This is a genomic window from Aestuariivirga sp., assembly GCF_047602625.1.
Lineage (GTDB): Bacteria > Pseudomonadota > Alphaproteobacteria > Rhizobiales > Aestuariivirgaceae > Aestuariivirga.
Genome location: NZ_JASGGV010000002.1, coordinates 657,153 through 681,295 on the forward strand (window position 1 = coordinate 657,153; position 24,143 = coordinate 681,295).

Annotated in this window: 18 protein-coding genes and 1 pseudogene; 11 read left to right on the top strand and 8 right to left on the bottom strand. The window is 62.9% G+C overall.

Annotated elements, in window-relative coordinates:
• The first annotated feature begins 6 nt into the window (after positions 1–6).
• Positions 7–1,803 (top strand): cation:proton antiporter, encoded by a 1,797-nt coding sequence (locus tag QM694_RS08210; RefSeq protein WP_415006452.1) that lies wholly within the window; start codon positions 7–9, stop codon positions 1,801–1,803.
• Here the strand turns inward: QM694_RS08210 and QM694_RS08215 are convergent.
• From QM694_RS08215 to QM694_RS08225, 3 genes are all read right to left on the bottom strand, one after another.
• A complete protein-coding gene (locus QM694_RS08215; protein WP_415006453.1) occupies positions 1,800–2,282 on the bottom strand; it encodes a GNAT family N-acetyltransferase in 483 nt (160 codons plus the stop codon). The genes QM694_RS08210 and QM694_RS08215 overlap by 4 nt on opposite strands.
• A 14-nt stretch (positions 2,283–2,296) precedes the next feature.
• On the bottom strand, positions 2,297–2,617 hold the full coding sequence (locus QM694_RS08220; RefSeq protein ID WP_415006454.1) for a 2Fe-2S iron-sulfur cluster-binding protein: 321 nt from the start codon (positions 2,615–2,617) through the stop codon (positions 2,297–2,299).
• A gap of 82 nt (positions 2,618–2,699) precedes the next feature.
• Positions 2,700–3,074, bottom strand: coding sequence for an Hpt domain-containing protein (locus tag QM694_RS08225; RefSeq protein ID WP_415006455.1), 375 nt, complete (start codon positions 3,072–3,074; stop codon positions 2,700–2,702).
• A gap of 280 nt (positions 3,075–3,354) precedes the next feature.
• On the opposite strand from QM694_RS08225, the gene QM694_RS08230 reads away from it, so the two are divergent.
• The 4 genes from QM694_RS08230 (at position 3,355) to QM694_RS08245 (ending at position 11,311) form a co-directional block, all read left to right on the top strand.
• Positions 3,355–8,616 carry a hypothetical protein gene (locus QM694_RS08230; protein ID WP_415006456.1) on the top strand — a complete coding sequence of 1,754 codons (5,262 nt, stop codon included), beginning with the start codon at positions 3,355–3,357 and terminating at the stop codon, positions 8,614–8,616.
• A gap of 9 nt (positions 8,617–8,625) precedes the next feature.
• Positions 8,626–9,636, top strand: coding sequence for an N-acetyltransferase DgcN (dgcN, locus tag QM694_RS08235; RefSeq protein WP_415006457.1), 1,011 nt, complete (start codon positions 8,626–8,628; stop codon positions 9,634–9,636).
• Positions 9,636–10,619 (top strand): N-acetyl-D-Glu racemase DgcA, encoded by a 984-nt coding sequence (gene dgcA, locus QM694_RS08240; protein ID WP_415006458.1) that lies wholly within the window; start codon positions 9,636–9,638, stop codon positions 10,617–10,619. Before dgcN ends, dgcA begins: the two co-directional genes overlap by 1 nt.
• 167 nt (positions 10,620–10,786) lie before the next feature.
• Positions 10,787–11,311, top strand: coding sequence for a hypothetical protein (locus QM694_RS08245; protein WP_415006459.1), 525 nt, complete (start codon positions 10,787–10,789; stop codon positions 11,309–11,311).
• Here QM694_RS08245 and QM694_RS08250 read toward each other — a convergent pair.
• A complete protein-coding gene (locus QM694_RS08250; protein ID WP_415006460.1) occupies positions 11,308–12,285 on the bottom strand; it encodes a threonine/serine dehydratase in 978 nt (325 codons plus the stop codon). The genes QM694_RS08245 and QM694_RS08250 overlap by 4 nt on opposite strands.
• Positions 12,286–12,366: 81 nt before the next feature.
• On the opposite strand from QM694_RS08250, the pseudogene QM694_RS08255 reads away from it, so the two are divergent.
• Together QM694_RS08255 and QM694_RS08260 are read left to right on the top strand one after the other, a co-directional pair.
• Positions 12,367–14,431 (top strand): annotated as a pseudogene (locus QM694_RS08255) (FAD-dependent oxidoreductase).
• Positions 14,432–14,518: 87 nt separating this feature from the next.
• Positions 14,519–15,799 carry a L,D-transpeptidase family protein gene (locus tag QM694_RS08260; protein ID WP_415006461.1) on the top strand — a complete coding sequence of 427 codons (1,281 nt, stop codon included), beginning with the start codon at positions 14,519–14,521 and terminating at the stop codon, positions 15,797–15,799.
• On the opposite strand, the gene QM694_RS08265 is transcribed toward QM694_RS08260, so the two are convergent.
• Positions 15,800–16,825: a LacI family DNA-binding transcriptional regulator gene (locus QM694_RS08265; protein ID WP_415006462.1), complete on the bottom strand. Its 1,026-nt coding sequence runs from the start codon at positions 16,823–16,825 to the stop codon at positions 15,800–15,802. It lies immediately after the preceding gene.
• 106 nt (positions 16,826–16,931) lie between these two features.
• Here QM694_RS08265 and QM694_RS08270 point away from each other — a divergent pair, with 106 nt between their 5' ends.
• Complete coding sequence (locus QM694_RS08270) at positions 16,932–19,010, top strand: hydantoinase/oxoprolinase family protein (RefSeq protein WP_415006463.1); 2,079 nt, start codon at positions 16,932–16,934, stop codon at positions 19,008–19,010.
• Positions 19,007–20,680, top strand: a complete 1,674-nt coding sequence (locus QM694_RS08275) for a hydantoinase B/oxoprolinase family protein (RefSeq protein ID WP_415006464.1) — start codon at positions 19,007–19,009, stop codon at positions 20,678–20,680. Before QM694_RS08270 ends, QM694_RS08275 begins: the two co-directional genes overlap by 4 nt.
• A 17-nt stretch (positions 20,681–20,697) precedes the next feature.
• Here the strand turns inward: QM694_RS08275 and QM694_RS08280 are convergent, their stop codons facing one another.
• On the bottom strand, positions 20,698–21,477 hold the full coding sequence (locus QM694_RS08280; RefSeq protein ID WP_415006465.1) for a HEAT repeat domain-containing protein: 780 nt from the start codon (positions 21,475–21,477) through the stop codon (positions 20,698–20,700).
• Positions 21,478–21,627: 150 nt separating this feature from the next.
• Here QM694_RS08280 and QM694_RS08285 point away from each other — a divergent pair, with 150 nt between their 5' ends.
• Both QM694_RS08285 and QM694_RS08290 read left to right on the top strand, forming a co-directional pair.
• On the top strand, positions 21,628–22,104 hold the full coding sequence (locus QM694_RS08285; protein WP_415006466.1) for a DUF1615 family protein: 477 nt from the start codon (positions 21,628–21,630) through the stop codon (positions 22,102–22,104).
• Positions 22,001–22,768 carry a DUF1615 family protein gene (locus QM694_RS08290; protein WP_415006467.1) on the top strand — a complete coding sequence of 256 codons (768 nt, stop codon included), beginning with the start codon at positions 22,001–22,003 and terminating at the stop codon, positions 22,766–22,768. Before QM694_RS08285 ends, QM694_RS08290 begins: the two co-directional genes overlap by 104 nt.
• Position 22,769: 1 nt before the next feature.
• Here the strand turns inward: QM694_RS08290 and QM694_RS08295 are convergent, their stop codons facing one another.
• Together QM694_RS08295 and QM694_RS08300 are read right to left on the bottom strand one after the other, a co-directional pair.
• Positions 22,770–23,651 carry a phosphotransferase gene (locus tag QM694_RS08295; RefSeq protein WP_415008594.1) on the bottom strand — a complete coding sequence of 294 codons (882 nt, stop codon included), beginning with the start codon at positions 23,649–23,651 and terminating at the stop codon, positions 22,770–22,772.
• Positions 23,652–23,701: 50 nt separating this feature from the next.
• Positions 23,702–24,133, bottom strand: a complete 432-nt coding sequence (locus tag QM694_RS08300) for a bleomycin resistance protein (protein ID WP_415006468.1) — start codon at positions 24,131–24,133, stop codon at positions 23,702–23,704.
• Between the last annotated feature and the right edge of the window lie 10 nt (positions 24,134–24,143).

The following is a 24,143-nucleotide window of genomic DNA, read 5'->3' on the forward strand; positions in this document are numbered from 1 at the left end:
GGCGCCATGGCGGCGGAAGGATTCACGGAATACAAGGAATTTCTGATCGTGCTGGGCACGGCGGGCCTCGTGGTGCCGCTGTTCATCCGCGTTGGCCTGAATGCCGTGCTGAGTTTTCTCGTCGTCGGCGTGATCCTCAGCCACGACATTCTGGGCAAGGCGGCGGAGCAATTTCCGGCCTTCCGGTTTCTCTCGATCGCCGATCCGCACAATCTGGAATCGCTGGGCGAACTGGGTGTCGTCTTCCTACTGTTCCTGATCGGACTCGAGCTTTCCTTCGAGCGCCTCAACACCATGCGCCGCCTGGTATTTGGCTTCGGCGGGTTGCAGGTGGTTCTCACCACAGCGGCGATTTTCCTCGGCGCACGGCTGATGGGCTTTCCCGTCAATACGGCACTGATCGCGGGTGCCGCCCTGTCGCTCTCTTCCACGGCCATCGTGGTGCAGCTTCTGTCCGATGCCAAGCGCATGGGCTCGCAAACCGGCCGCGCCAGTTTCTCCGTGCTGCTGTTTCAGGACCTCGCTGTCATCCCCATGCTGCTGCTCGTCGGCATCCTGGGGCACGATGACGATGGCCCGGTGCTTCAAGGGATTTTCTACGCGCTGCTGCAGGCCGGGCTGGCGATTGTGCTGATCGTGCTGGTGGGCCGCTTCGCGCTGCGCCCGCTGCTGCGCCTCGTCGCGGGAACCAACAGTTCCGATCTCTTCATGGCGGCCACGCTGCTGATCGCCGTGGGCACCGGCGTTTTGGCCAATCTGGCCGGACTCTCTATGGCGCTCGGCGCTTTCATTGCCGGATTGATGCTGGCCGAAACCGAATACCGCCGCGCCATCGAAGCGATCATCGAGCCGTTCAAGGGCCTGCTGCTCGGCGCGTTCTTCCTCGTGGTCGGCCTCGGCATCGACCTGCACGGCCTGGTGATGAGCCCGGCGCATATTCTGGGCATCGCCGCAGGCCTCCTGCTGATCAAATGGATCATCGTCTACGTGCTGGCTCGCGTTTTCCGCCTGAGCCGCGGCGCCTCCATCGAAAGCGCCTTCCTGCTGTCGCCCTGCGGCGAATTTGCCTTTGTAATTCTGGGCCAGGCACTCGCCCTCAAGCTGATGCCGGATGATGCCAACCACGATGCGCTGCTGATCGTGACGCTCACAATGGTTGCGCTGCCCTTCCTCGCCAAGATCGGCAGCCGCATCGCCGGCACGCTGCGCAAGAAATCCAACGTGGCGCTTGCGGCGGCAGACCCTGTGCCTGAGTACAATCAGCCGCGTGTGATCGTCGCGGGCTTTGGCCGCGTGGGCCATCTCGTGGCCGCCATGCTGGATGAACACAAGATTCCCTATCTCGCCATCGACAATGACGCCGAACTGGTGTCGCGTGAACGGCGGAGTGGTCTTCCCGTCTATTACGGCGACGCCGCCAATCCGGAGTTTCTCAAGAAATGCGGGCTGGCGGAAGCCCCTGCGCTGGCCATCACCATGGATTCCCCGGTCCGTGTGGACGATGTAACGCGCACCGCGCGCGCCGAGCGCGAGGACCTCAAGATCATCGCCCGCGCGCGTGATGAAAAACATGCCATGAAGCTTTATACGCTGGGCGTCACCGAAGCGGTGCCCGAAACCATCGAGTCGAGCCTCCAACTGGGCGAGGCGCTGCTGGTGGAAACCGGCGTTCCCATGGGCCTCGCCATCGCCTCAGTGCATGAGCGGCGCGACGGCTTCCGCAAACTGCTGGGCAGGCCCAACCGGCGCGAGACGCTGGAAATCGAGCGCAAGCGCCTACGCCGCAAGCAGACGATGAGCTAAAGTTCTTTCGCCCAGTAGCGGACTGTCTTGTCCCTGTCGCCAAGATGCTGCTCGCCCACCGGCGAAAATCCCAGCGCGCGGTGAAAGGCATCCGATTGCGGATTGGGCGGAACGCTGTTGATCTCGCACACCAGCCGCTCGCGCCCTTGCGCCCGCGTATCTTTCTCAAACTCGCCGTAGAGCGCCCGCGCCAGCCCCCGGCCACGCGCTTCGGCGCTCACCGCCACGCGGTCAATGTAGTTGAAACGGGGAAACCGCCGTTTCAGCCACTGGAAATTCGGGCTGTCGTAATGGCACCCCTCGTGAAAGCCGATCAGGAAGGCCAATCCGTCCGCCGCCGCGCGGACAAAGGAAGCGGACACGATCAATTTGGCGAAGCCCTCCGCCGTCTTGAAGGAAAGTTCCTCGGCATGGGCGTTATTCAAAGCGAGCAGCTTCCCGGACAATTCCTCCGTATACGGAGGCTCAAGCCAGCGCATGCCCGGCGGCAAAGCTAGAACTGCTTTTCCGGAACCCGCACGCGGAGGCCGTCCAGCGTGTCGTTCACCTTGATCTGGCAGGAGAGGCGGCTTTCCTCCTTCACGTCGAAGGCGAAGTCCAGCATGTCTTCTTCCATCGGATTGCGCTTGCCTACCTTCTCTCGCCATTCGGGCTCAATATAGACATGGCACGTCGCGCAGGCGCAGGCGCCGCCGCAATCAGCATCGATCCCCGGCACAAGGTTCTTGACCGCCACCTCCATGACCGACATGCCGGGCAGCCCGTTCACGGTCTGCTCGGTGCCATTGTGCTGGATGAAGGTAATCTTGGGCATGGGGGCGTCCGATCCGAACTCTGGGTTTTGCCGAACGCGCCTTCTAGGGGATTGGATGGCTGAATTCAATCGCCGGGGCTTTTCAGCCGAAGATGCGCTTTGCCACAGCCCTGAATTGTTCCGCAGCCTCCTGCATGTCCATCATGAGGGCCTGGGCGGTACTAGAGCGGCGATTGGCGGCATGGGCTTCGAGTTCATCGGCAATGGCATTGATCCGCGTAGCGCCGACAGCTGCCGCCGATCCCTTGACCGTATGGGCGGCCATTTTCCAGTCCGTCGCCGTCTTGGCGTTCTCCATGGCGGCAATGGTCACCGGCAACTGTTCCAGGAACAGCGCCACGATTTCCCGCTCCAGCTCGGCATTGTCGAGGGTGTAATGGGCGAGATGGGCGCGGTTCAGCACCTCGGCATCTCCAGCGCTGGCTGCCTTCCGCGAGCCTCTATCCCGGGTTGCCATAGGGTCGCTTCCTCAACGTCAAAAAATCACGCTCACACTGGCCAAGCCTAGGGGCTGCGGCCTAGAAAGTCCTAAAGAAACACCGCCAACAGAGCCTTTCCTGAATCATTTCAATCCGATCCATAATTTTAACCAAATATTAAATTAGACGGCCGGGTTCGCCAATCGGTGGGTTCAAGCCGGACTCCCGATAGGGTATGGTAAATCAAGGGGTTCTGCCTCAAGGCCAGGGGGAATGGCTGCGAAGGAACCCTCGCGTAAAAGGGGTGCGGGTAAAGACATGGCAAGCAACACCACAGAGCAGCGTCGCCAGGACAAGCGCGGGGCGGAACCGGAAGCCCAGCGCAGGGATCAGGCGCCGCGCCTCGATGGCCCCTTGCGCGGCCGCCCGGCCAATGAAAACGATCCCGGCACTTCGCAAATGCTGGCGAGGCTCCGCCGCCAGCCCGGTTTCGCGCCCTATTTCGGCGCCGCCTTCGGTCTCCTGCTGCCGTGGATCGCCGGCTGGTTCTTCATCTATTCCAATTCCCTCTTCAGCGCTGGTTCTGGCGCTCAGGGGGCTGGCGAAACAGTAAAGGCGCTGGCCCTTCTCATTCTGCCCGTCATGCTGGTGTTCGTGGCCGCCTTCTTCCTGTGGCGCGCCGCCCAAATGCGCCATGTTTCGGAAGTGCTGATGCAATCCGCCATGCGCCTGATCCGCCCGCAGGATATCGCTACGGAAGGCCTCACCACCATCGCCCAGGCGGTGCGCTCGGAAGTCGACCTGCTGGTGGGCGGCGTTGAACACGCCGTTCAGCGCGCCTCGGTTCTGGAAGAAATCGTCCACAAGGAAATCGCCGCCATCGAGCGCGCTTTCGGCGGCAATGAAGACCGCATCCGCACGCTGGTGAGCGGCATCGAGAACCAGCGCAACGCCCTTCATCAGGCGGGCCTCATCATCAACAACGACGCCAATCCCCTGCTCACCCGCCTAGAGGCCAATACGCAGAATCTCGATTCCGTGGTTGGCAATGCTCATGCCACACTCGCGAGGCTTGAACAGGGCCTGCGTGAAACCTCCGTAAGCCTCGCCCGCAGCATCGAGGAAGTGTCCGACCGCGCCAGCGCCGCCGGGCAGGAAATCGGCAACCAGACTTCGCAGATGGAGCGCATGACGGGACTGATCGTCAGCGAGCTGCAGGACTTTTCCCGTGCTCTCGCCCAGCAGATCGACCAGCTCTCGCAGACCACCTCCGTGCTGGGCCATGAGTCCGCCGATTTCGGCCGCAATGTGCAGGGGCTTGAATCCAATGTGGTGCAGGCGATCCGCGACAGCGTCGATCACCTGACGACGATCCATCAGGACATTTCGCGCACCGTCGAGCGCGCCTCCGTCACCGCCGCCGACCAAATGAAGCAGGCCTCCTCCGACCTCACCGAGCTGATCGGCCAATCCGGCACCAACATTACCTATCACCTCAAGGCCACCAGCAATGATGTGACGGCGAACATCGAGCGCGCCGGCATGGATGCCGCCCAGCAGGTGGAGCAGAGCCGCGTGCTCGTCACGCAAGGCCTTCAGGTGGTGGCCGGCGATTTCCTCGACAAGGTGGCGAAGTCGCGCGCCGAGCTCGTGGGCTATCTCGACAATTCCTCCGATGCCATTTCCGGCAACATCAACAGCGCCATCGAGCAGATCGCCGAGCAGATCAATGCTGCCAGCGTGCAGTTCATCGCCGGCTTTGACCAGACGGCCAATGGCCTGCTGCAGCAGTTGAACTCAACAGGCTCCGGCCTTGCCGGCCGCGTGGACCAGACCACCAGCAAGCTCTTCACCGAAATCGGTAGCCGCGCCGAGCACATCATCAACAAGCTCGATGATTCCGCAGGGCTGGTGTTCGGCCGCCTCGACGATCAGGCGGGCCTCGTCTCCAACCGCGTGGAAGAAGCCGCCAACCGCATTCTCAATTCGATCGAGGACCGCACCTCCTCCGCCGCCAGCAAGGTGAGCGATACGGCCACGGAAGTTCTGGCCGCCCTTGAGGAGCAGAACATAACCGCCGCTCAGCGCATTGGCGATACCGCTGCCCAGATGCATTCGCTGATCGGCGATACCTCAAATCTTCTGACCGTCCGTTTCGATGAAACCTCGGCCCTCGTCACCGCGCGGCTTGAAGGTGCTGTGAACGCGGCGGCGGGCCTTCTCGACGAAACCACCACCCAGATGCTGGCCCGCATGGCCCGCCACAATGAAGATGCGGCGGCGCAGATCACCACCTCCACCACCAAGGTTCAGGATGTGATCGGCGAAGCGACCGGCATCCTCACCAACCATCTTGGTGAAACCGCGCATACGCTGATGGGCCGCCTCGAAGGCGCTGTCACCTCGGCCAGCGCAACCATGGATGAAACCTCCAACCGCCTGCTGGGCGCGCTGGAACGGCAGGGGGCCACCTCCTCCGCCCGCATCACCGACAGCGCCCAGAAGATGCAGCAGGCGATCGGCGAGGCGAGCAATCTGCTCACCCTGCACATCAACGAAACTTCCGGAGATCTCGTGGCCCGCCTGGAGGGCGTCGTCACCCAGGCCACCGGCCTGCTCGACGCCACGGCCAATGGCGTGCTCGATGCCATCGACCGGCAGAACGATTCCTCAGCCCAGCGCCTTGCCGATCAGGCGATGCGCGCCGAACAGGCGATCGGCGGTGCAGCGGATCGCGCGCATCAAACGATTGGCGATGTTGCCGAGGCCCTGGTCAGCCGCATCGACACCACATCGGCCAGCGTCATAGGCCAGTTGGACAGCGCGGTGAGCCTTGCCGCCGCCAAGTTTGACGACACGCACAGCCGCTTCAATGCGATGATCGGCGGATCGTCCGAGGATCTGGAAGCCCGCATCGATGGCGCGGCGGAACGCCTCTATGGCCACATGAATGCGACGATCAACGCCGTCACCGGCAAGATCGATGACGTGACCGGCAATGTCTATGGCCGTTTGGAACAGACCTCTTCCGGCATCACCAGCCAGTTGAAGGAGGCCTCCAGCGCCGTCAACGACATGATGGTGACGACCAGCGGAACGATCACCGCCCACCTCAAGGAAACCGCCGAAATCGTCAACCGCCAGATGCAGGATTCTGGCTTGGCTCTCGCCGGCAATATCGAGAGCACCGGCGGCATCGTCACCGACAAGCTGATCTCGGTCTCCGGCAGCTTCGTGCAGAACGTCGGCACGGCGCGCGAGGAACTGATCGCCATTCTCAACAAATCGGCGGAAGAGGTGACGACGCGCCTGCAGGACACGACGCTGCAGGTTCACGCCCGCCTCGAGGATACGGCGAGCGGCATGACCGGCCAGCTCGAGGAGACGGCGCAGAAACTCTACAGCCGCCTCGACGAAACCTCGGCCATGATGTCCGACGAACTCGAGCAGACGGCCTCGCGCATCACCAGCCACATCACCGCCACCACGGGCAATGTAGCGGGCAAGGTGATGACCATCACCAGCAGCCTGTCCACCCAGCTCGAGGAATCGTCGAAGACCATCGGCGCAACCCTCGACAAGACCTCGAACGACCTGAACGCCCTCTTCACCGCCAACACGCGGATGATGATCGAACAGCTCGATGCAACGGCAGGCGACGTGACCAACGCCTTCACCGATACGGCGGAGCGCGTGACGCGCCAGGTGATCGACGCCAACACCGGCATGGCGGAACGGCTGGAGCAGACCTCCGCCGAAGTCACCCAGCAGCTCGACACGGCGGGCAGCAGCATGTTCGCGCGCATCGACCATACCGCGCGCGATCTCGGCACGCGGATGGAGCGCACCTCCGCCACCATCACGGCGCAGCTTGAACAGGCTGGCGTCAGCATGTTCACCAAGATCGACCAGACGGCGCGCGACTTGGGCAACCGCTTCGAAGTGGCGACCGGCCTTCTGGAGCGCGTAAGCGGCGAGGCGACCAGCAAGCTGGCGGGAAGCTCCTCGCGCTTTGCCGATATCGTCAACACCGCCACCGATCACATCTACACCAGCCTCGACAAGGTGTCGGATGCCTTCAGTTCGGGCCTCGACACGACATCGCTCGCCATCACTGGCAAGCTCGACAATGTGACGGGCCTGGTGGTGAACCGCATCGACCGCGCGTCGAAGGAACTGGACCAGGCCTCGGCCCTGACCTCCGGCAAGCTGGACGAGGCGCACCGCAAGTTCTCCAAGCATGTAGAAACCGCCAACACCTATCTGGCCGATCAGCTCTCCGCTGCGGCGGGCGCCATCGACGAGCGGCTTGAGGGCATTTCGATGAACCTCACCGGCAAGCTCGAAGTGACGGGCACCCGCGTCTCCGAGCGTCTTGATGACGTGACCGAACTGGTCGAGCGCTCGCTCGAGAAGTTCAACGGCGAGATGGAGCGCGTGCTGGTCAACCGCCGCGAGGCGTTGGACGGCCTCGTCTCCGACGCCGCCAAGCGCGCCACCGAGATCGACGCGGTGATGACCAGCTACATGAACCTCATCGAGGATTCGCTCGCGGCATCGGAAGCGCGTTCGAAAGAGATGAGCCGCATCATCGCCGACCAGACGGCGCAGGCGATGTCGCTCCTCGACAGCGAATTGCGCAAGCTTGAAACCAATTCGGGCGGCCAGATCACCCAGGCCTCGCGCATCCTGCGCGACCAGCATGAGCGCGCGATGTCGGCCATGAACGAGATGCTGGCGTCGACCGCCAGCGACTTCCAGCAGACGGCGCAGGACATGCGCGTCACCGCCCAGCAGGTGGTGAAGGACATCGATGTGGCGCGCGCCGAACTGAAGCGCTCCATCCTCGAACTGCCGGAGGAAACCAGAAGCAACGCCGACGCCATGCGCCGCGTGGTGGCCGACCAGATCTCGGCGCTCAACGCGCTGGCCGAAGTGGTGCGCCGCCAGACCGGCTCGCTCGACATGGCGGGCCCCGGCATCACGCTGCAACGCGGATTGAGGGAGTCGCCGCCGGGAAAATCTGAGGGCGCCACGGTCCAGGCTCCGACGTTCGGAACCGTGAGCGCCCCGGAAAAAACCAGCCCCCGGAGCTCTACCCCCTCGCAGACCGAGGAAACCGCCGCGCTTCGCGATAGGCTTCTGGCCGAACTCGCCAAGAGCTCGGAGAAGATCACCGACAAGCCGAAGGCCAAGGCGGCTTCCCGCGAGAGCCTGTCGCGCGAGATGGAGACGCTGGCCGACAAGTTGAACGTGGCGTCCCGCGATCTCGTCGAGGCGCTTGACGGAAGCCTGCCGCGCGATCTCGAAAAGGCCTATGCGGCGGGTGACCGCGGCGTGTTCACGCACCGGCTTTATGAAGGCCGCAAGAAGCTGGGCAAGCAGGTGGCAGATCGCTACGCGAAGGAACGGCTGCTGCGCGGCCGCACCGACGCCTATCTCCGCCTGTTCGAGCGCCTGCTCGATGCGCTGAGCGCAACGCCGGGCGGCGATGCGATGGTGGATGCCTCGCTTGCCTCGGAACAGGGCCGCCTTTATGTCCTCTTGGGAGAAAGCACCGGCCGCATTCCCCCGCAGTGATGGACAGACATGGATATCGAAAAGCCCTACCTTCTTTTTCTAGGTGACGTGCATGACCAGTTGGCGGCCAAGACGGCGCAAGGCGTCGTCGACTGGCGGCCGGAATGGTGTGTTGGCCAGATGCGCCTGCCCGGCTGCAAGGCCGATACAGGCCTTGCCGACCTGACGCTGGAACAGGCGAAGGCCAAGGGCGCCAGGACAATGATCGTCGGCGTCGCCAATGCCGGCGGCGTGCTGCCGCCGCACTGGGTGAAGGAAATCGTCGCCGCGCTCAATGCCGGGCTTGACGTGGCAACAGGCCTGCACAAGCGCCTCTCTTCGATTCCCGAAATCGCCGAGGCGGCGAAGAAGAACGGCCGCAAGCTGCATGACGTGCGCTTTTCCGATGTGGCCTTCGCCACCGGCAAGGGCAACAAGAGGCCGGGATTGCGGCTGCTGGCGGTTGGCACCGATTGTTCGGTGGGCAAGAAATACACCGCCCTCGCCCTCGACAAGGAGATGCGGGCGCGCGGCATGAAATCCGATTTCCGCGCCACCGGCCAAACCGGCGTGCTGATCTCTGGCCGGGGCGTTGCCATTGATGCCGTGGTGGCGGATTTCATTTCCGGCGCCGCAGAATGGATTTCACCCGCCAATGATCCCGACCATTGGGACGTGATCGAGGGCCAGGGTTCGCTCTTTCACCCGTCCTTCTCGGGCGTGACGCTGGGCCTTCTGCATGGCGCGCAGCCCGATGCCTTCGTCGTCTGCCATGAGCCGACACGCACCACGATGCGCGGCGTTCAGCATCCCCTGCCGTCAATCCAGCAGGTGATCGACCGCACCATCGTCGAGGGCCGCCTCACCAATCCAGCCATCCAGTGCGTGGGCATCGCCATCAACACCGAACATCTTTCGGAAGCGGTGGCGCTGAAGACGCTGGAGGAAACCGCGAAGTCGCATGGCCTGCCCTGCGTCGATCCGATCCGCACCGGCGTTGGCCCCATCGTCGATGCGCTGGTGCAGCGCTTCGGGGCCTGATGCCGTTGCAGCTTGAAATCGCCCGCGAGAGCTGGCCCATCGCCGGCAGCTTCACCATTTCACGCGGCAGCAAAACCTCCGCCGATGTCGTGGTTGTCACGCTGCGCGATGGCGCGCATGTGGGGCGCGGCGAATGCGTGCCCTATCCGCGCTATAATGAAACCGTGCCGCAGGTGGCGGAAGCACTGGAAGCCGCGCGCGCCGCTATTGAAGCAGGCTGCACGCGCGAGCAAGTGCCGAACCTCGCTGCGCCCCACGCGGCGCAGAATGCGCTCGACTGCGCGCTGTGGGATCTCGAAGCCAAGCGCAGCGGCCAGCCGACATGGCAATTGGCGGGGCTGTCGGAGCCTCGCCCGCTGGTCACCGCCTTCACGCTGAGCCTCGACACGCCCGAAGCGATGGCCGAAGCCGCAGCCAAATCCGCCCACCGCCCATTGCTCAAACTCAAGCTGGGCCGTGATGGCGATGCGGAACGGCTTCGGCTGATCCGCAAGGCAGCGCCCAAGAGCCGCCTGATCGTCGATGCCAATGAAGGCTGGCAGCCCGATCAGCTTACCCCCCTGTTCGCCGTTTGCGCCGAGGTGGGCGTGGAACTGGTGGAGCAGCCGCTGCCTGCCGGAAACGACGATGCTCTGAAAGGCCTTCAGCGCGCCGTGACGATCTGCGCTGATGAATCGGCGCATGACCGCGCCGGCCTTGATGCGCTGGTCGGCAAATATGACGCCATCAACATCAAGCTCGACAAGACCGGCGGCCTGACCGAGGCGCTGGCCCTGGCGCGCGCCGCGCAATCAAAGGGTTTGAAAGTGATGACCGGCTGCATGCTGGCCACGTCTCTGGCCATGGCCCCTGCCTTGCTGGTGGCGCAGTTTGCCTCGGTCGTCGATCTCGATGGCCCCCTACTGCTGAAAGAAGACCGCAACCCCGGCATCCGTTTCGACGGCAGCGTGATGTATCCCGCCCCGCCGGACCTGTGGGGTTAGAGCGTCTCTCTAAACCAAACCTTCACCCTTCCCGCCGATAATCGGGAATGAACGCGCCCGTGCGTCATCACGGGGCTTGTGTGTTGGAGTTGCGTATGTCCGGTTCGGAATTGGCCCGCGGAAGCGGTCCCTCATCGGCGACCTTTGAGGAAATCGAGGAAGCGGTGATGGAATCCGAGCGCGGCCGCTGGTTTCTGCAAGAATATGCGAAGCGGCAGCGCGCCCAGGAGACGCAGGCGCTCCTCTCTGCCCTGTCGCGCCTCGAAGCCGCCGTCAAAAGCAATCAAGACATGATTGCCGAGCGCCTGACCAAGGCCATGGGCCTCATCACCACCATGGACGCCAAGATGGTGCAGACGCCCGGCGCCCCGCCGCAGGCAAGGCCGGCTGCCGACGCGCAACCGCAGCATGCGAATTATTTTGAGCAGGACGAGGAATTGTTCGAGCCGCTGCCCGCCGTGCCCGCGCCAGCCCGGGCTGAACCGAAAATCGAAACGTCAAAGGGCGCCACCCTCGTCATCCGCCGCCGCAACGAAGGGGAACAGCCATCTGAGGCAGCCCCCTCCGCTGCAAGCCCTGACGCCGAATCCATCACCGAGGCGCAGCCCAAGAACCGCATCGTCATCATCCGCCACAAGGCAGGCGAGGAGATTGACGTGCCGCTGCAGGACGAGTTGCGCGAAAGCGCCTAAAGCTCGCCGCGCAGGATGCGGGCATAAAGCGCCGCATCCACATTGCCGCCTGATAGTATTACGCCGATGGCGCGGCCCTCAACCGGCAGACGCCCGTGAAGCAGCGCCGCCAGCCCTGCCGCACCGCCAGGCTCCACAACCAGCTTGAGATCATCAAAGGCAAAGCGCATCGCCGCGCAGGCCTCCGCATCGCTCACCGCAAAGGCTCCCGCCAAAAGCTTCTTGTTGATGGCAAAGGTCAGTTCGCCCGGTGACACCGACATCAGCGCATCGAGAAGAGAGCCCGAAGCGCGGGCATTCTTTTCGCGCGCCCCGCTCCTGAGACTCCGCGCGGTGTCATCGAAGCCTTCTGGTTCAACGGCATAGACCTTCGTTGATGGCGAGCGCGCCGCGAAGGCCGTGGCAACCCCGGCCACCAGCCCGCCGCCGGAACAATTCACCAGCACATCATCCAGCACCACGCCACGCTGTGCCGCCTCTTCCGCCAGTTCCAGCCCCGCCGTGCCCTGGCCTGCAATGATATGCTCATGCTCGAACGGCGGAACCAGCACCGCACCGCGCTCCTTCACCAGTGCACCCGCAATCGCCTCGCGGTCCTGGGTGGCGCGGTCATAGGTGACGACTTCTGCACCGTAGCCTTTGGTATTCTCCTGCTTGATCGTGGGCGTATCGGCGGGCATCACGATCACTGCCCTGAGGCCCCGGATCTGCGCAGCCGCCGCCACACCCTGCGCATGGTTGCCGGAGGAAAAAGCCACCACGCCGCCCGGCGTCTTTGCGGGGTCGATCTGCGAGATCATGTTCCAGGCGCCGCGGAACTTGAAGGAGCCGGTGCGCTGCAATCCTTCCGCCTTGAACAGCACCCGGCCGCCCAGTCGCTGGTTGAGGCGCGGCGACTCCAGCACCGGCGTTTTTACCGCCATGCCCTTCAGCCGTTCCGCCGCCTGCTCGATATCCCTGATCCCGACGCTCATGAAAAACTCCTTGCCGCTTCCACCATAGCCCCCAAGCCCCTGCGTCTGCTACAGGAACCGCCATCAGCAAAGGTGCCACCCATGTCCCGCGATCCCCGTTACGATATCCTGTTCGAACCCGTGCGCATCGGCCCCGTCACGGCGCGCAACCGGTTCTTCCAGGTGCCGCATTGCAACGGCATGGGCCACCGCGACATCGAGATGCTGGCCAACATGCGCGGCATGAAGGCGGAAGGCGGCTGGGCCGTTGTCTGCACCGAGATGACGGAAATCCACCCCACGGCGGATGTCGGGCCTTATGTCGAACTCCGCATCTGGGATGACCGGGATATTCCCGGACTCGCCCGCATCGCCGAGAAGATTTCACGAGCATGGGTCTCTGGCAGGGCTGGAACTTTGCCATTCCAGCTATACCGCGCCCAACCGCTGGTCGCGCGCTGTGCCGATGGGGCCGAGCGCCACGCCGGTCGCCAGCGGCTACTATGATCCCGTGCAGGCCCGCGCCATGGACCTGTCGGACATCCGCGAACTCCGCCGCATGCACCGCAAGGCAGCGCTGCGCGCCAAGGCGGCGGGCTATGATCTGGTCTATGTCTATGCCGGGCACGGGCTGGGAATTTTCCAGCACTTCCTGTCGCGCGCCACCAATGTGCGGAGCGATGAATATGGCGGTTCGCTGGAAAACCGCGCGAGACTTCTGCGCGAGGCGATCGAGGACACAAAGGACGCGGTGGGCGACACTTGCGCCGTGCCGGTGCGCATCGCCATGAACGAGTTTCTGGGCGATGCCGGGCTTGAACCCGCCGAGGTGGAGGACGCCATTGCCATGATGGCCGAACTGCCCGACCTCTGGGACCTTTCCCTTTCCGAATGGAAAAACGATTCACAGACCTCGCGTTTTTCCGAGGAGGGCTTTCAGGAGCCCTATATCAAGGGCGTGAAAAAGCTCACCACCAAGCCGGTGGTGGGCGTGGGCCGCTATACCTCGCCCGATGCGATGGTGCGGGCCATCAAGTCCGGCATTCTCGACATGATCGGCGCGGCGCGGCCTTCGATTGCCGATCCCTTCCTGCCGAAGAAGATTGAGGAAGGACGTCTCGACGACATCCGCGAATGCATCGGCTGCAACATCTGCATCACCGGCGATTTCGCCATGTCGCCGCTTCGCTGCACGCAGAACACGTCGATGGGTGAGGAATGGCGGCGCGGCTGGCACCCCGAGAACATCCGTTCAAAATCTTCCGATGCGCATGTGCTGATCATTGGCGCGGGCCCTGCCGGGCTTGAAGCCGGGCGGGCACTGGGCAAGCGCGGTTATCAGGTAACGATTGCCGACAGGGCGCGGGAACCGGGTGGCCGCGTGGCGCGGGAATGCCGCCTGCCCGGCCTTGCCGCCTGGGGCCGCGTGCGCGACTGGCGCATGGGCCAGATCAACAAGATGACCAACGTCTCACTCTATCTCGAAAGCGATATGACGCCGGACAGCATCGCCGAACTGGGGGCCAATCATGTGCTGGTGGCAACCGGCGCCCGCTGGCGGCGCGATGGCACCGGCGCCTATCACCTTCGCCCCATCGCCATTGATGCCGCAGCCGATGTTCTGACCCCAGACGACCTGATGGCCGGGCTGCGCCCGAAGGATCGCAACGTCGTGCTGTTCGATGACGACCATTATTACATGGGCGGCGTTCTGGCCGAGCGCCTTGTGAAGGATGGTTTCGCGGTCACACTGGTGACCCCAGCCGCCATCGCCTCCGCCTATACGAAGTGGACGCTGGAGCAGGAGCGCATTCAGGCCCACTTGCTCAATCTCGGCATCGCCATCGTGCCGCACCAGTCCGTCTCTGCCATCGGCCCGGACGGCGTGACGGCAGCCTGCGTGTTCACCGGCCGCGAAAGCCGGATCGCCGCAGGTAGCGTGGTGCTGGTGACGGCGCGCAGCCCCGAGGACAGCCTGTATCAGGCACTCGCCGATCGCGGAATCGCCGCCACCCGCGCCGGAGATTGCCTGTCCCCCTCCACCATCGCCGCCGCTACCTACGCGGGGCGGCTGTTTGCCGAAACCTTTGGAGACCTTGCGCCGGACACCACGGAAGCCTATTTCGGCCGGGAATTCACGGCGCTGCAGCGGAATTTGCCGCAATGATGACGCGGACCCCTGTTACAGCGGCCTGAATTAAGACAGATTTTACCACGCCCGGAGACAATCGGGTTTTTGCGCCAGGGGTTTGCCGTGTCCGAGTTGAAGTTGCACCGCCGTTCGATCCTCCTTCTGGGAGCCGCCTGGGCGGCAGGCCTTGCATCTCAGGCCCACGCGCAGACCACGGAAACGACCTCGTCCATTTCAACGCCCGCGCCCAAGCCGAAGCTCAATTCAACGCTTGCCACCCACACCGGCATCGTTGCCGACAAGGGCGAGGCGGCCATGCTCACGCTGGGTTCCGAGGAAGCGCTGACCGGCGCCATCGCCCATTATCAGGAAATCGTGGCGGGCGGCGGCTGGCCCACCCTGCCGAACAAGAAGGTCGGCAAGACCACGAAGGGCCCGCAGATCGTGCTGCTGCGCCAGCGCCTCGTCGCCGAAGGCTATCTGCCCTTCGACGCGCTGACCGTCGCCACGCCCGAAGTCTTTGACGACGAAATGAGCCAGGCCATCACCGCCTTCCAGATCAATCATGGCGTGGCGCAAACCGGAACCGTGGGCGACAAGACCCTTGCGGAACTGAACGTACCAGCCGAAGCGCGGCTTGCGGCGCTTCAGGAAAATCTGATCCGTGTACAGATTTATTCCAAGGGCATCATGGAGCGGATGATTCTTGTGAACATCCCCTCGATGCAACTCGAGACTTCGCATCTCGACCGCGTCTACAGCCGCCACAATGTGGTGGTCGGAAAGCTCGACCGCCCCTCGCCCGCCCTGATGAGCAAGGTGAGCGACGTCAACTTCAATCCCTACTGGAAAATTCCGGCCTCCATCGTCGAGAAAGATATTGTTCCGAAATATCTGGCCGATTCCAGCTATCTCGCGCAGATGCACATTCGAGTCTTTGACGGCGTGGACGGCCCTGAAATCGACCCTTCCACCATCGATTGGTCATCGACGCCGCCCGAGCGCTATTTCTTCCGGCAGGACCCTGGCGATTTCAATTCGCTGGGCCTCGTCAAGATCAACTTCCCCAACGAGTTCATGGTCTACATGCACGACACGCCGCACCGCGAATTGTTCGGCGGCAATGCGCGGCTGGAAAGCTCGGGCTGCGTGCGCATCGATCAGGTGAAGACGGTGGTGGATTGGGTACTGGACGGCCAGAACGGCTTCGACAGCGCCACCTATGACGCAAACATCGCCAGCCACGAAAATTCCGTGGTGAAGGTCGACGCGCCCATCGGCGTGCGCTTCATGTATCTGACCGCCTGGGCCACCGAAGATGGCGCGGTGAACTTCCGTCCCGATGTCTATGGCCTTGACGGCACCGGCTTCGTCCTCGGCCAGCCGGAGCCCAAGACGAACTGATCAGGGCAGGTTGTCCCTCAGGAAAATGTCGATCCTGATCCGCTCCTGCGATTCGATCAGCGGCACATTGTCGGCCTTGGCCATCAGCACGCGCACGGCGCTCCGCACCTCGTGGCCGGGATCCTGATTGATGATCGCGTCAATGGTGCCGCGGATCAGCGCCCGGCGCGTGGGATCTGTCAGTTCATGGGCGATGAAGGTGATGTCCCGCCCTTTGCCGCAGGCTTCAAGTCCCGAAACAACGCCGCGCGTGCCGCCGCCCACGTTGTAAATGCCCACCAGATCGCTGTGTTCGGCCACGAGCTGCGCCGTCATTTCCTCGAGCTTCCGCCAATCGTCGCGGGATTCGCGCACCGGCAGCACTTCGAGATGCGGAAACTCATGCGCCATCACTTGCTCAAAACCGAACTGCCGCTCGATATGATCGCGCAGCGCCAGTGACCCGGCGATCAGCCCCACCTTGCCGGTAACTCCGCGCAGGAAGCGGCCCATCAGGCTCGCCGCCGTGCGCCCCGCCGAGGAATTATCGATCCCCGCATAATGAACCCGCTTTGATCCCGGCACATCCGACACCAGCGTGACCACCGTGACGCCGCGCGCCTGCAGCGCATTGATCGCCTCACGCACCGCCGGGTGATCCAGCGCCACCACGGCCACACCGTCATAGACATCGCCGATGGCATCAAGGCATCTGGCCAGCGCCTCGCCATCGAACACATCCGCCTGCCTGGCGGAGATCGCCACCCGTTCGCCCGCCATGCGGTCGGCGATGAGGCGCACCTCTTCCGCGATGCGCTGGAAGAAATCGCCGCTGCGCTCGGGCAGCACGAAACAGAAGCGGTATTCCCGCGAGCGCGCCAGCCGCGCGGCAATGCGGTCCGGCTGATAATTGAGTTCCCGGATCGCCGATTCGACTTTGTTGACGGTGACGCCGCGCACGCCGGGCCGATGATTCAGCACCCTGTCGACCGTGGCGACGCTCACCCCCGCCGTGCGCGCCACGTCCTGAATCGTCACCTTGGCCAAGCCACGCTCCCCATTGGATTTTCTCCCGCCAGCTAACCACGGCTGGGCCGCTGTTTCAACGCCGCACGGCGCTTGCAACTGCCCCAGCGTTGGTGATACTCGCCCCATGGCCAAGCGCATCAAACTGGCCGCCGATATTGGCGGCACCTTCACCGACATCGTGCTCGAATCCGGCGAGAAACGCTGGAGCGGCAAGGTACTCACCACCACCGCAGCACCCGAACTGGGCGTGATCGAAGGGATCAGGCTGGTGCTCGGCCAATCGGGTATCAGACCGGAAGACGTCGATGTTTTCATCCACGGCACCACGCTTGCCACCAATGCGCTGATCGAGCGCAAGGGCGCGGTGACGGCCTTCATCACCACCGAAGGCTTCCGTGACATTCTCGAGCAGGGCTACGAAAAACGCTTCGACCATTATGACCTGATGATCGACCGCTCCCTGCCGCTTGTCCCCCGCACCAGGCGTTATGAGGTGAAGGAACGTCTCTCCGCCGATGGTGATGTACTGGTGCCGCTTGATGAGTTCGCACTTGCCGGGCTGGCGGAAAGGCTGATCGCCGAGAATGTGAAGGCCGTGGCCATTGGCTTTCTCCATGCCTATGCCCATGACGCGCATGAACGCCGGGTGCGCGAAGTGCTTGAGGCAGCGCTGCCCAAGGACGTCACCATCTGCATCTCCAGCGAGGTGGCGCCGGAAATCCGCGAGTTCGAGCGTTTCTCAACGACCGCCGCCAATGCCTATGTGCGGCCATTGATGGCGGGTTATCTGCACCGCCTGCGCGATGAGCTGAAGGCGATGAAGCTCTCGGCTCCTCTTTTCCTCATGATGTCGGGCGGCGGGCTGACGACGCTGGAAACCGCCGCGCGCTTCCCCATTCGTCTTGTGGAATCAGGCCCGGCCGGTGGCGCAATTCTCGCCAGCGAGATCGCCGGGGAATGCGCGCTGCCCGAAGTTTTGTCTTTCGACATGGGCGGCACCACGGCAAAGATTTGCCTGCTCACCGATGGCGAACCCGAACGCTCGCGCAAATTCGAGATTGCCCGCGCCTACCGTGACATGAAGGGCTCGGGCATCCCGGTGCGCATTCCGGTGATCGAGATGGTGGAAATCGGCGCAGGCGGCGGCTCGATCGCCCGCGTCGACAGATTGTCCCGCATCACCGTGGGGCCGGACAGTGCGGGCTCGACGCCCGGCCCTGTATGCTATGGGCGTGGCGGTGTTGAACCCGCCGTGACCGACGCCAATCTGGCGCTAGGGAAAATTGATCCCGCTTATTTCGCGGGCGGCAAGATTGCGCTGGATGAAGCAGGCGCCAAGGCGGCGCTGCAAAAGAATATCGGCGACAGGCTGGGCCTCAAGGACTTCTGGCCCGCCGCGGGCGTCACCGAAATCGTCGAGGAGAATATGGCCAATGCGGCGCGCGTGCACGCCATCGAGCGTGGCCGCGACATTGCCGCCTGCACCATGATCGCCTTCGGCGGCGGCGCGCCGCTGCATGCCTGCCGCCTGGCGGAAAAAGTGGGCGTCTCGCGCATCATCGTGCCAAGGGGTGCCGGCGTGGGCTCGGCCATCGGCTTCCTGCGCGCGCCCGTCGCCTATGAAATCACCAAAAGCGCCGTCGTCTCGCTCGAAACTTTCGATGCGGCGCGCGTCAACACGCTGCTTGAAGGCATGACGCGGGATGCGCGCGCGGTTGTCGAGCCCGCGCTGGGCGGCGCCAAGCCTCTGATCCACATCATCGCCGATTGCCGCTATGTCGGCCAGGGCCATGAAATCCGTGTCGCCGTTCCCCTCCGTACACTGACGAACCGGGATGGCGTGAAGGTGAAGGCCGAGTTCGAGCGGCTTTATGAACAGGTCTATGGCCTCCGCATTCCCAATCAGGAGGCGGAAGCGATCACCTGGTCGGTCACCGTGTCGTCAAGGCCGGTGAAAGCGCATCCCGCCCGCAAACTGGCTGCCAAATTAGCGCCGAAGTCGCGCTCCAGACGCACGATCTATGATCCGGCACTCGGCAAGCAGGTGTCGGCCCCCGTCTACTGGCGCTTCGACATGACGCCGGGCAGCCGCATCAAGGGGCCTGCCATCATCGCCGAGGATGAAACCTCGACCATCGTGGGGGCAAATTTCTCGGCCTCGATCAACAGCCTTGGCTATATCGTTCTGGAGCGCGTGTCATGAGCAAGGACGCCCTCGCCGCCATCCGCACGCAGGTGATGTGGAACAGGCTGATCGCCGTTGTCGAGGAACAGGCGCAATCGCTGCTGCGCACCGCCTTCGGCACCATCACCCGCGAGGCGGGAGATCTTTCCGCCGGCGTCTATGACCCGCATGGCAACATGATCGCCCAGGCGATGACCGGCACGCCCGGCCATGTGAACACCATGGCCACGGCGGTTGCGCATTTCTTCAGGCACTTTCCCCAGGCCGCCATGAAGCCGGGAGATGTGTTCATCACCAATGACCCTTGGCTCGGCACCGGGCACCTGTTCGACTATGTGATGATGACGCCGGTGTTCCTGAAGAAGAAGCTCGTCGCCTTCTTCGCGTCCACCTGCCACGTCATCGACGTGGGCGGCGTGGGCATGTCGGCCAAGGCCAATTCCTCCTTCGAGGAAGGAACGCTCATTCCGCATTCGCGCATCCGCAAGGAAGGCGTCCTGAACGAGGAGCTGTTGGCCGTCATCCTCGCCAATTCGCGCAACCCCGTTGAAGTGCGTGGCGATCTTTTGTCGCTGATCAGCGCCAATGACACAGGCGCGCGCCGCCTGATGGAGATGATGGAGGAATTCAAACTCGCCTCCATCGAGCCTCTGGCGAAACACATCCTTACCCAGTCGGAGAAGGGCGCACGCGAGGCAATCAGGGCGCTGCCCGAAGGCGAGTGGAGTTACGAAATGCCGCTCGATGGCTATGAGCGGCCGATCACCATCAAGTCCAGGCTGACGATCAGGAAGGGCAAGATCACCATCGATTTTTCGGGATCGTCTCCCGCCTCGATCCACGGCATCAATTCGCCGCGCACCTATACCCACGCCTATTCGGTGTTCGGCCTGAAGGCGGTGATTGCGCCCCATGTGCCGAACAACATCGGTTCCCTCTCCTGCTTCGATCTGGTGACGGAGCCGCACACCTGCGTCGATCCGATCCGCCCCTCGCCCGTCACGGCGCGCCATGTCATCGGCCAGATGCTGGCCGATTGCGTGTTCGGCTGCCTGGCGCAGGCGCTGCCCGGAAAGGTGCAGGCGGAAAGTGCGGGCTCGATCTGGATTCTCGGCCTCAACAGCGCCCATGGCCGCGTGCCGCCGGAGCAGACGGCAAACGCGAAGATGTTCGGCGTCATCAACATTGGCCTGGGCGGCATCGGCGGCAGGCCCGGCAAGGACGGACTTGCCACCACGGCCTTCCCATCAGGCATTGGCACCATTCCCGTCGAGGTGACGGAAACCCAGTGCCCGCTGTGGTTCAGGCGCAAGCACTATCTCGCGAATTCTGGCGGCGCAGGCGAATGGCGCGGCGGCCTTTCGCAGGTGATCGAGATTGCCAACCGCGAGGACGCGCCCTTCACCATTTCAGCCGCCACCTTCGACCGCATTCACAACCCCGCCCAGGGCCGCGACGGCGGCAAGCCCGGCGCGAAAGGGGTAGCGCGGCTGGGCTCCGGCAAGGCCATTCCCGACAAGGGCATCCATGTGATCCCGCCGGGCGACAGCCTTGTGGTGGAACTGCCGGGCGGCGGCGGCTTCGGCGATCCATCGAAACGCGCGCGCGATCTTCTTGCCGCCGACATCGCCGCAGGCCTCGTCACCGAAACAGCGGCGCGCGACGACTATGGCCAAGACGCAAGCTGATGCCGTAGTCGCCTAAGCTAGTTCACCCGGCCAAGCGCAGCCAACCTGGACAAAATCTCGCTTTTTGTCAGGTTATCTTGTTCCGGGATCTGCAGCAGACAACGCGCGGCGTCCATAAAAAGATCGGGGTGAGAACGCTCGCCTTCCATTCCGATCTCATTAATGAGAGCTGGAATGGCTCGCCGGTCAGTACGCCGGGCAAGCCCATGCAAAGCCTCTGCCCGTACGATTTCGTCTTCGTCATCGATCCGTTTTAATAACGCATCGCGTATTGAATCGCCATCAAGCGCAAGCGTGCATCCAATACTTGTTGTCGCCCAATCCCGCACCATTTCATAGCTGTCGTCCATCAATCGGAGTTGAACGGCAACAGTTGAAGGATCGGTTGAGCCATTAAGCGCAAAGGCCAGTCCATATCTGATTCCTTCGTCGGAATGCGTTTCGAGCGAGAGGAGGCCGGATTCATTTTTCCGATAGCCGAGATGACCCAGTGCAAATAGCGCACTTCGCTTTACTGAAAGGTCGGTGTCACTCAGCGCAAGACGTGACAGTATGGAGCCGCATTCCTCGGGGAAAGTACGGCCGGGACTTCCAAGCTCACCCAGCACTCGGGCAGCCAATGCCCGCCGTGCAGGATCATCTTCTTGCGCGAGACGGCGCGCCGCGTCGAGGACAGAAACGTCACCGCGTTCCTGTAACTCGACCACCGCATTAAGGGGCTGATCCTCTTGATCCGCCAATTCTTCCAGTGCCAGTTCGATAAGTTCAGAAATTGACCGGCCGCTCTGCTTGACCATGCATTCACCTCGTCGGATACGATACGCCAGTTTCTGGAACGTCATTCTATTAAAAATCGTGCTTGCGACGTCGTCTCCGGCGCTGGACCTCGCGCCAAAGTCCCGCCAGATTTGTTCCCCAAGTCACTTCTCACAGGAACCACCCGCACGATGTGGAAGCGCCTCGCCGTCTTTTCCCTAATAGGTCTCGCCACTGCCGCGCCATCGCATGCCGATGATGTGAGCACGGCCACCATCACGCGGCTGATTCATGCTGCCGAGCCTGGACGGAAGGACGCCAATGGCTGGGCGGTTGACCTCTCCGTGGCGCTGCAATCCAATGATCTTGCCGTGACGCGCGAAAACGCCTGCGCGGCCATCGCGGTGATCGATCAGGAATCAAGCTTCGTTGCAAATCCTGCCGTGCCGGGTCTCGGTCGGCTGTCTGAAAAAGCTCTACGGGATAAGCTCGCGGGCTATCCCGTCATCGGCGCCAAGGTGGCGGAATGGCTGGACACGAATCCCCTCCCCCGGCCCTACTTTCATGGCCCGCATCCGCGCCGCAAAGACGGAGCGCGATCTCGATCTCACCTACCGCGCCATGGTGGCGGCGGTGAGCGCGGAGAGCGGCCTCGGCACCCTCGTTAACGCAGGGCTGGTGAATGGCTTCATCGAGGACCGCAATGAGGTGACGACCATCGGCTCCATGCAGGTATCGGTGGCCTATGCGCTGAAGGAGGAACGGCGCGGCCGCATCCTCCCCATGTCGCTGGCCGATGTCTATGCGGTGCGCGACCGCCTCTATACGCGGCCCGGCGGGCTTCATTATGGCGTGGGCCAGCTTCTGGGCTTTGAGACCGGCTATGACCGCAAGGTGTTCCGCTTCGCCGATTACAATGCCGGACGCTATGCCAGCCGCAACGCCGCGCTGCAGAAAGCCGTGAGCGATTTGAGCGGCGAGACGCTGGCCTTCGACGGCGATTTCCTGTCCTATGGAAAAGATGGCAAGGCGGCCTCCACCGTGACAGCCAGCGAAAAGGCTGTGCGGCATGCTGTGGAGAAAGCGAAACTGACTTTCACGAAGGAACAAATCCGCAGCGATCTTCTCAAAGAAAAATCGCCGGACTTCACCTCGACGCAAACCTTCATATCCCTCCGCGCGGCCTGGCAGGCCAAAACCGGCAAGCCCCCCGCCTTCGCGATGATCCCCGAGATCACGCTGAAGAGCGCCAAGATCAGCCACAAGATGACGACGCGCGATTTCGCCGAGCGCGTGACGCGCCGCTACAACGCCTGCATGGCGGTGAAGTAGCTCAGCCTTTCTTGACCGCCACCACATGGGTGGGAAACTCCGCCGTCGCCATCAGCGCCTTGCAGCGGGAAAAGCGGTTGGTGGCATAGGCCCAGAAATCATCCACCGGATTCTTGTTGGCGTGCTGGATCAGGCCCCACAGCGTCCACAACAAATCGCACATCGCCTTGTAGATGACGATGCGGCCCCGCTCGGCGGGCGTGGGCTCGCCGCCGAAATAGGCCTGGATCATTTCCTCTTCCTGCGCAGGGGTGAACTGGCCCTCCACCGACAGATCGCCCAGATCCCACATCGGGTCATTCATGCCGGAATATTCCCAGTCCACCACCCACATGCGCTTTCCCGTATCGAGGAAATTCTCGCACAGCGGATCGCAATGGCAGGCCACCAGCGGCAGCCTGTGCGCGGCAAGCGCCTTGCGCACCGTTTCCGCCTGCTTCAGCACGTCGTGATAGCCCTCGGGCAACTCCACATCCTTGGTGGAAAGCACCTTCAGGTATTCATCGATCATGGCGAAGAGTTCAAAACGGAAATTGAACTTGGCGCCGGAGCTGTGCAGCTTCTTCAGCACAGCGCCCGCACGGCCCGGCGTGCCCTTGATCGACTTGAAATTCTCAGGCGACATGGTGACGGCATCATCCACAAGCCGCGTCACCATCACGCCGGTTTTGGCATCGGCATAGACGACATCCGGGCTGACGCCAGCCTTGGCCGCCTCCTGCGCCGCCTGGATTTCATTGGCGCGGTTAATATATTCCTCGGTACCCTTGCCGGGAATGCGCAACACATATTGCTCGCCGTTCATGTCGACGCGGAAGACGAGATTGGTAAGGCCGCCAAGACGATGAATCTTAAGGTCATGCTCTTCGAGGCACCAGAACATTTCCAGCCCCTCGAGAACCTTGCGGGCCTGCGCGATATCATCACCCTCTTTCATGCCGGATTCTCCTTAAAGGGGCGTTCTCCGATGGATTGCGAAAGACGCAACATATAGCCATCGGGATCGAGAACAATGAATTGCCTCACGCCAAGTTCAGTGCCGCCGCGCCGGTACCATTTCTCTTCCGGTTGGAGAAAAATCTTTGCATTGGCGGCGACGCAGCTCTTGAAGAGAGGCGAGATATCAGAAACGGCAATTTCAAAATTGATGCCTCTTCCATAGGGATACTCGGTTTCAGCCGCCACCCAATCGCGCGAGCCGCCGGGGTGGCGTTGATCCAGCATCAACTGGGCGCCACCGAGATCCAGAAAGGCAAAGTGCTCTTCCGGCCGCGAATAGAGAACCGAAAACCCAAGCACACTGGTATAAAAGGCAAGGCTCGCTTGAAAGTCGCGCACGAGAAGTTCCGGCACGAGCGGCGCCATGTCAGGCTCG

Excerpts from the sequence above, each read along its gene's own strand:
- QM694_RS08210 (WP_415006452.1), top strand. The coding sequence starts at position 7 with ATGGCGGCGGAAGGATTCACGGAATACAAGGAATTTCTGATCGTGCTG.
- QM694_RS08215 (WP_415006453.1), bottom strand. The coding sequence starts at position 2,282 with ATGCGCTGGCTTGAGCCTCCGTATACGGAGGAATTGTCCGGGAAGCTG.
- QM694_RS08220 (WP_415006454.1), bottom strand. The coding sequence starts at position 2,617 with ATGCCCAAGATTACCTTCATCCAGCACAATGGCACCGAGCAGACCGTG.
- QM694_RS08225 (WP_415006455.1), bottom strand. The coding sequence starts at position 3,074 with ATGGCAACCCGGGATAGAGGCTCGCGGAAGGCAGCCAGCGCTGGAGAT.
- QM694_RS08230 (WP_415006456.1), top strand. The coding sequence starts at position 3,355 with ATGGCAAGCAACACCACAGAGCAGCGTCGCCAGGACAAGCGCGGGGCG.
- dgcN (WP_415006457.1), top strand. The coding sequence starts at position 8,626 with ATGGATATCGAAAAGCCCTACCTTCTTTTTCTAGGTGACGTGCATGAC.
- dgcA (WP_415006458.1), top strand. The coding sequence starts at position 9,636 with ATGCCGTTGCAGCTTGAAATCGCCCGCGAGAGCTGGCCCATCGCCGGC.
- QM694_RS08245 (WP_415006459.1), top strand. The coding sequence starts at position 10,787 with ATGGAATCCGAGCGCGGCCGCTGGTTTCTGCAAGAATATGCGAAGCGG.
- QM694_RS08250 (WP_415006460.1), bottom strand. The coding sequence starts at position 12,285 with ATGAGCGTCGGGATCAGGGATATCGAGCAGGCGGCGGAACGGCTGAAG.
- QM694_RS08270 (WP_415006463.1), top strand. The coding sequence starts at position 16,932 with ATGGCCAAGCGCATCAAACTGGCCGCCGATATTGGCGGCACCTTCACC.
- QM694_RS08275 (WP_415006464.1), top strand. The coding sequence starts at position 19,007 with ATGAGCAAGGACGCCCTCGCCGCCATCCGCACGCAGGTGATGTGGAAC.
- QM694_RS08280 (WP_415006465.1), bottom strand. The coding sequence starts at position 21,477 with ATGGTCAAGCAGAGCGGCCGGTCAATTTCTGAACTTATCGAACTGGCA.
- QM694_RS08285 (WP_415006466.1), top strand. The coding sequence starts at position 21,628 with ATGTGGAAGCGCCTCGCCGTCTTTTCCCTAATAGGTCTCGCCACTGCC.
- QM694_RS08290 (WP_415006467.1), top strand. The coding sequence starts at position 22,001 with ATGGCCCGCATCCGCGCCGCAAAGACGGAGCGCGATCTCGATCTCACC.
- QM694_RS08295 (WP_415008594.1), bottom strand. The coding sequence starts at position 23,651 with ATGTTCTGGTGCCTCGAAGAGCATGACCTTAAGATTCATCGTCTTGGC.
- QM694_RS08300 (WP_415006468.1), bottom strand. The coding sequence starts at position 24,133 with ATGGCGCCGCTCGTGCCGGAACTTCTCGTGCGCGACTTTCAAGCGAGC.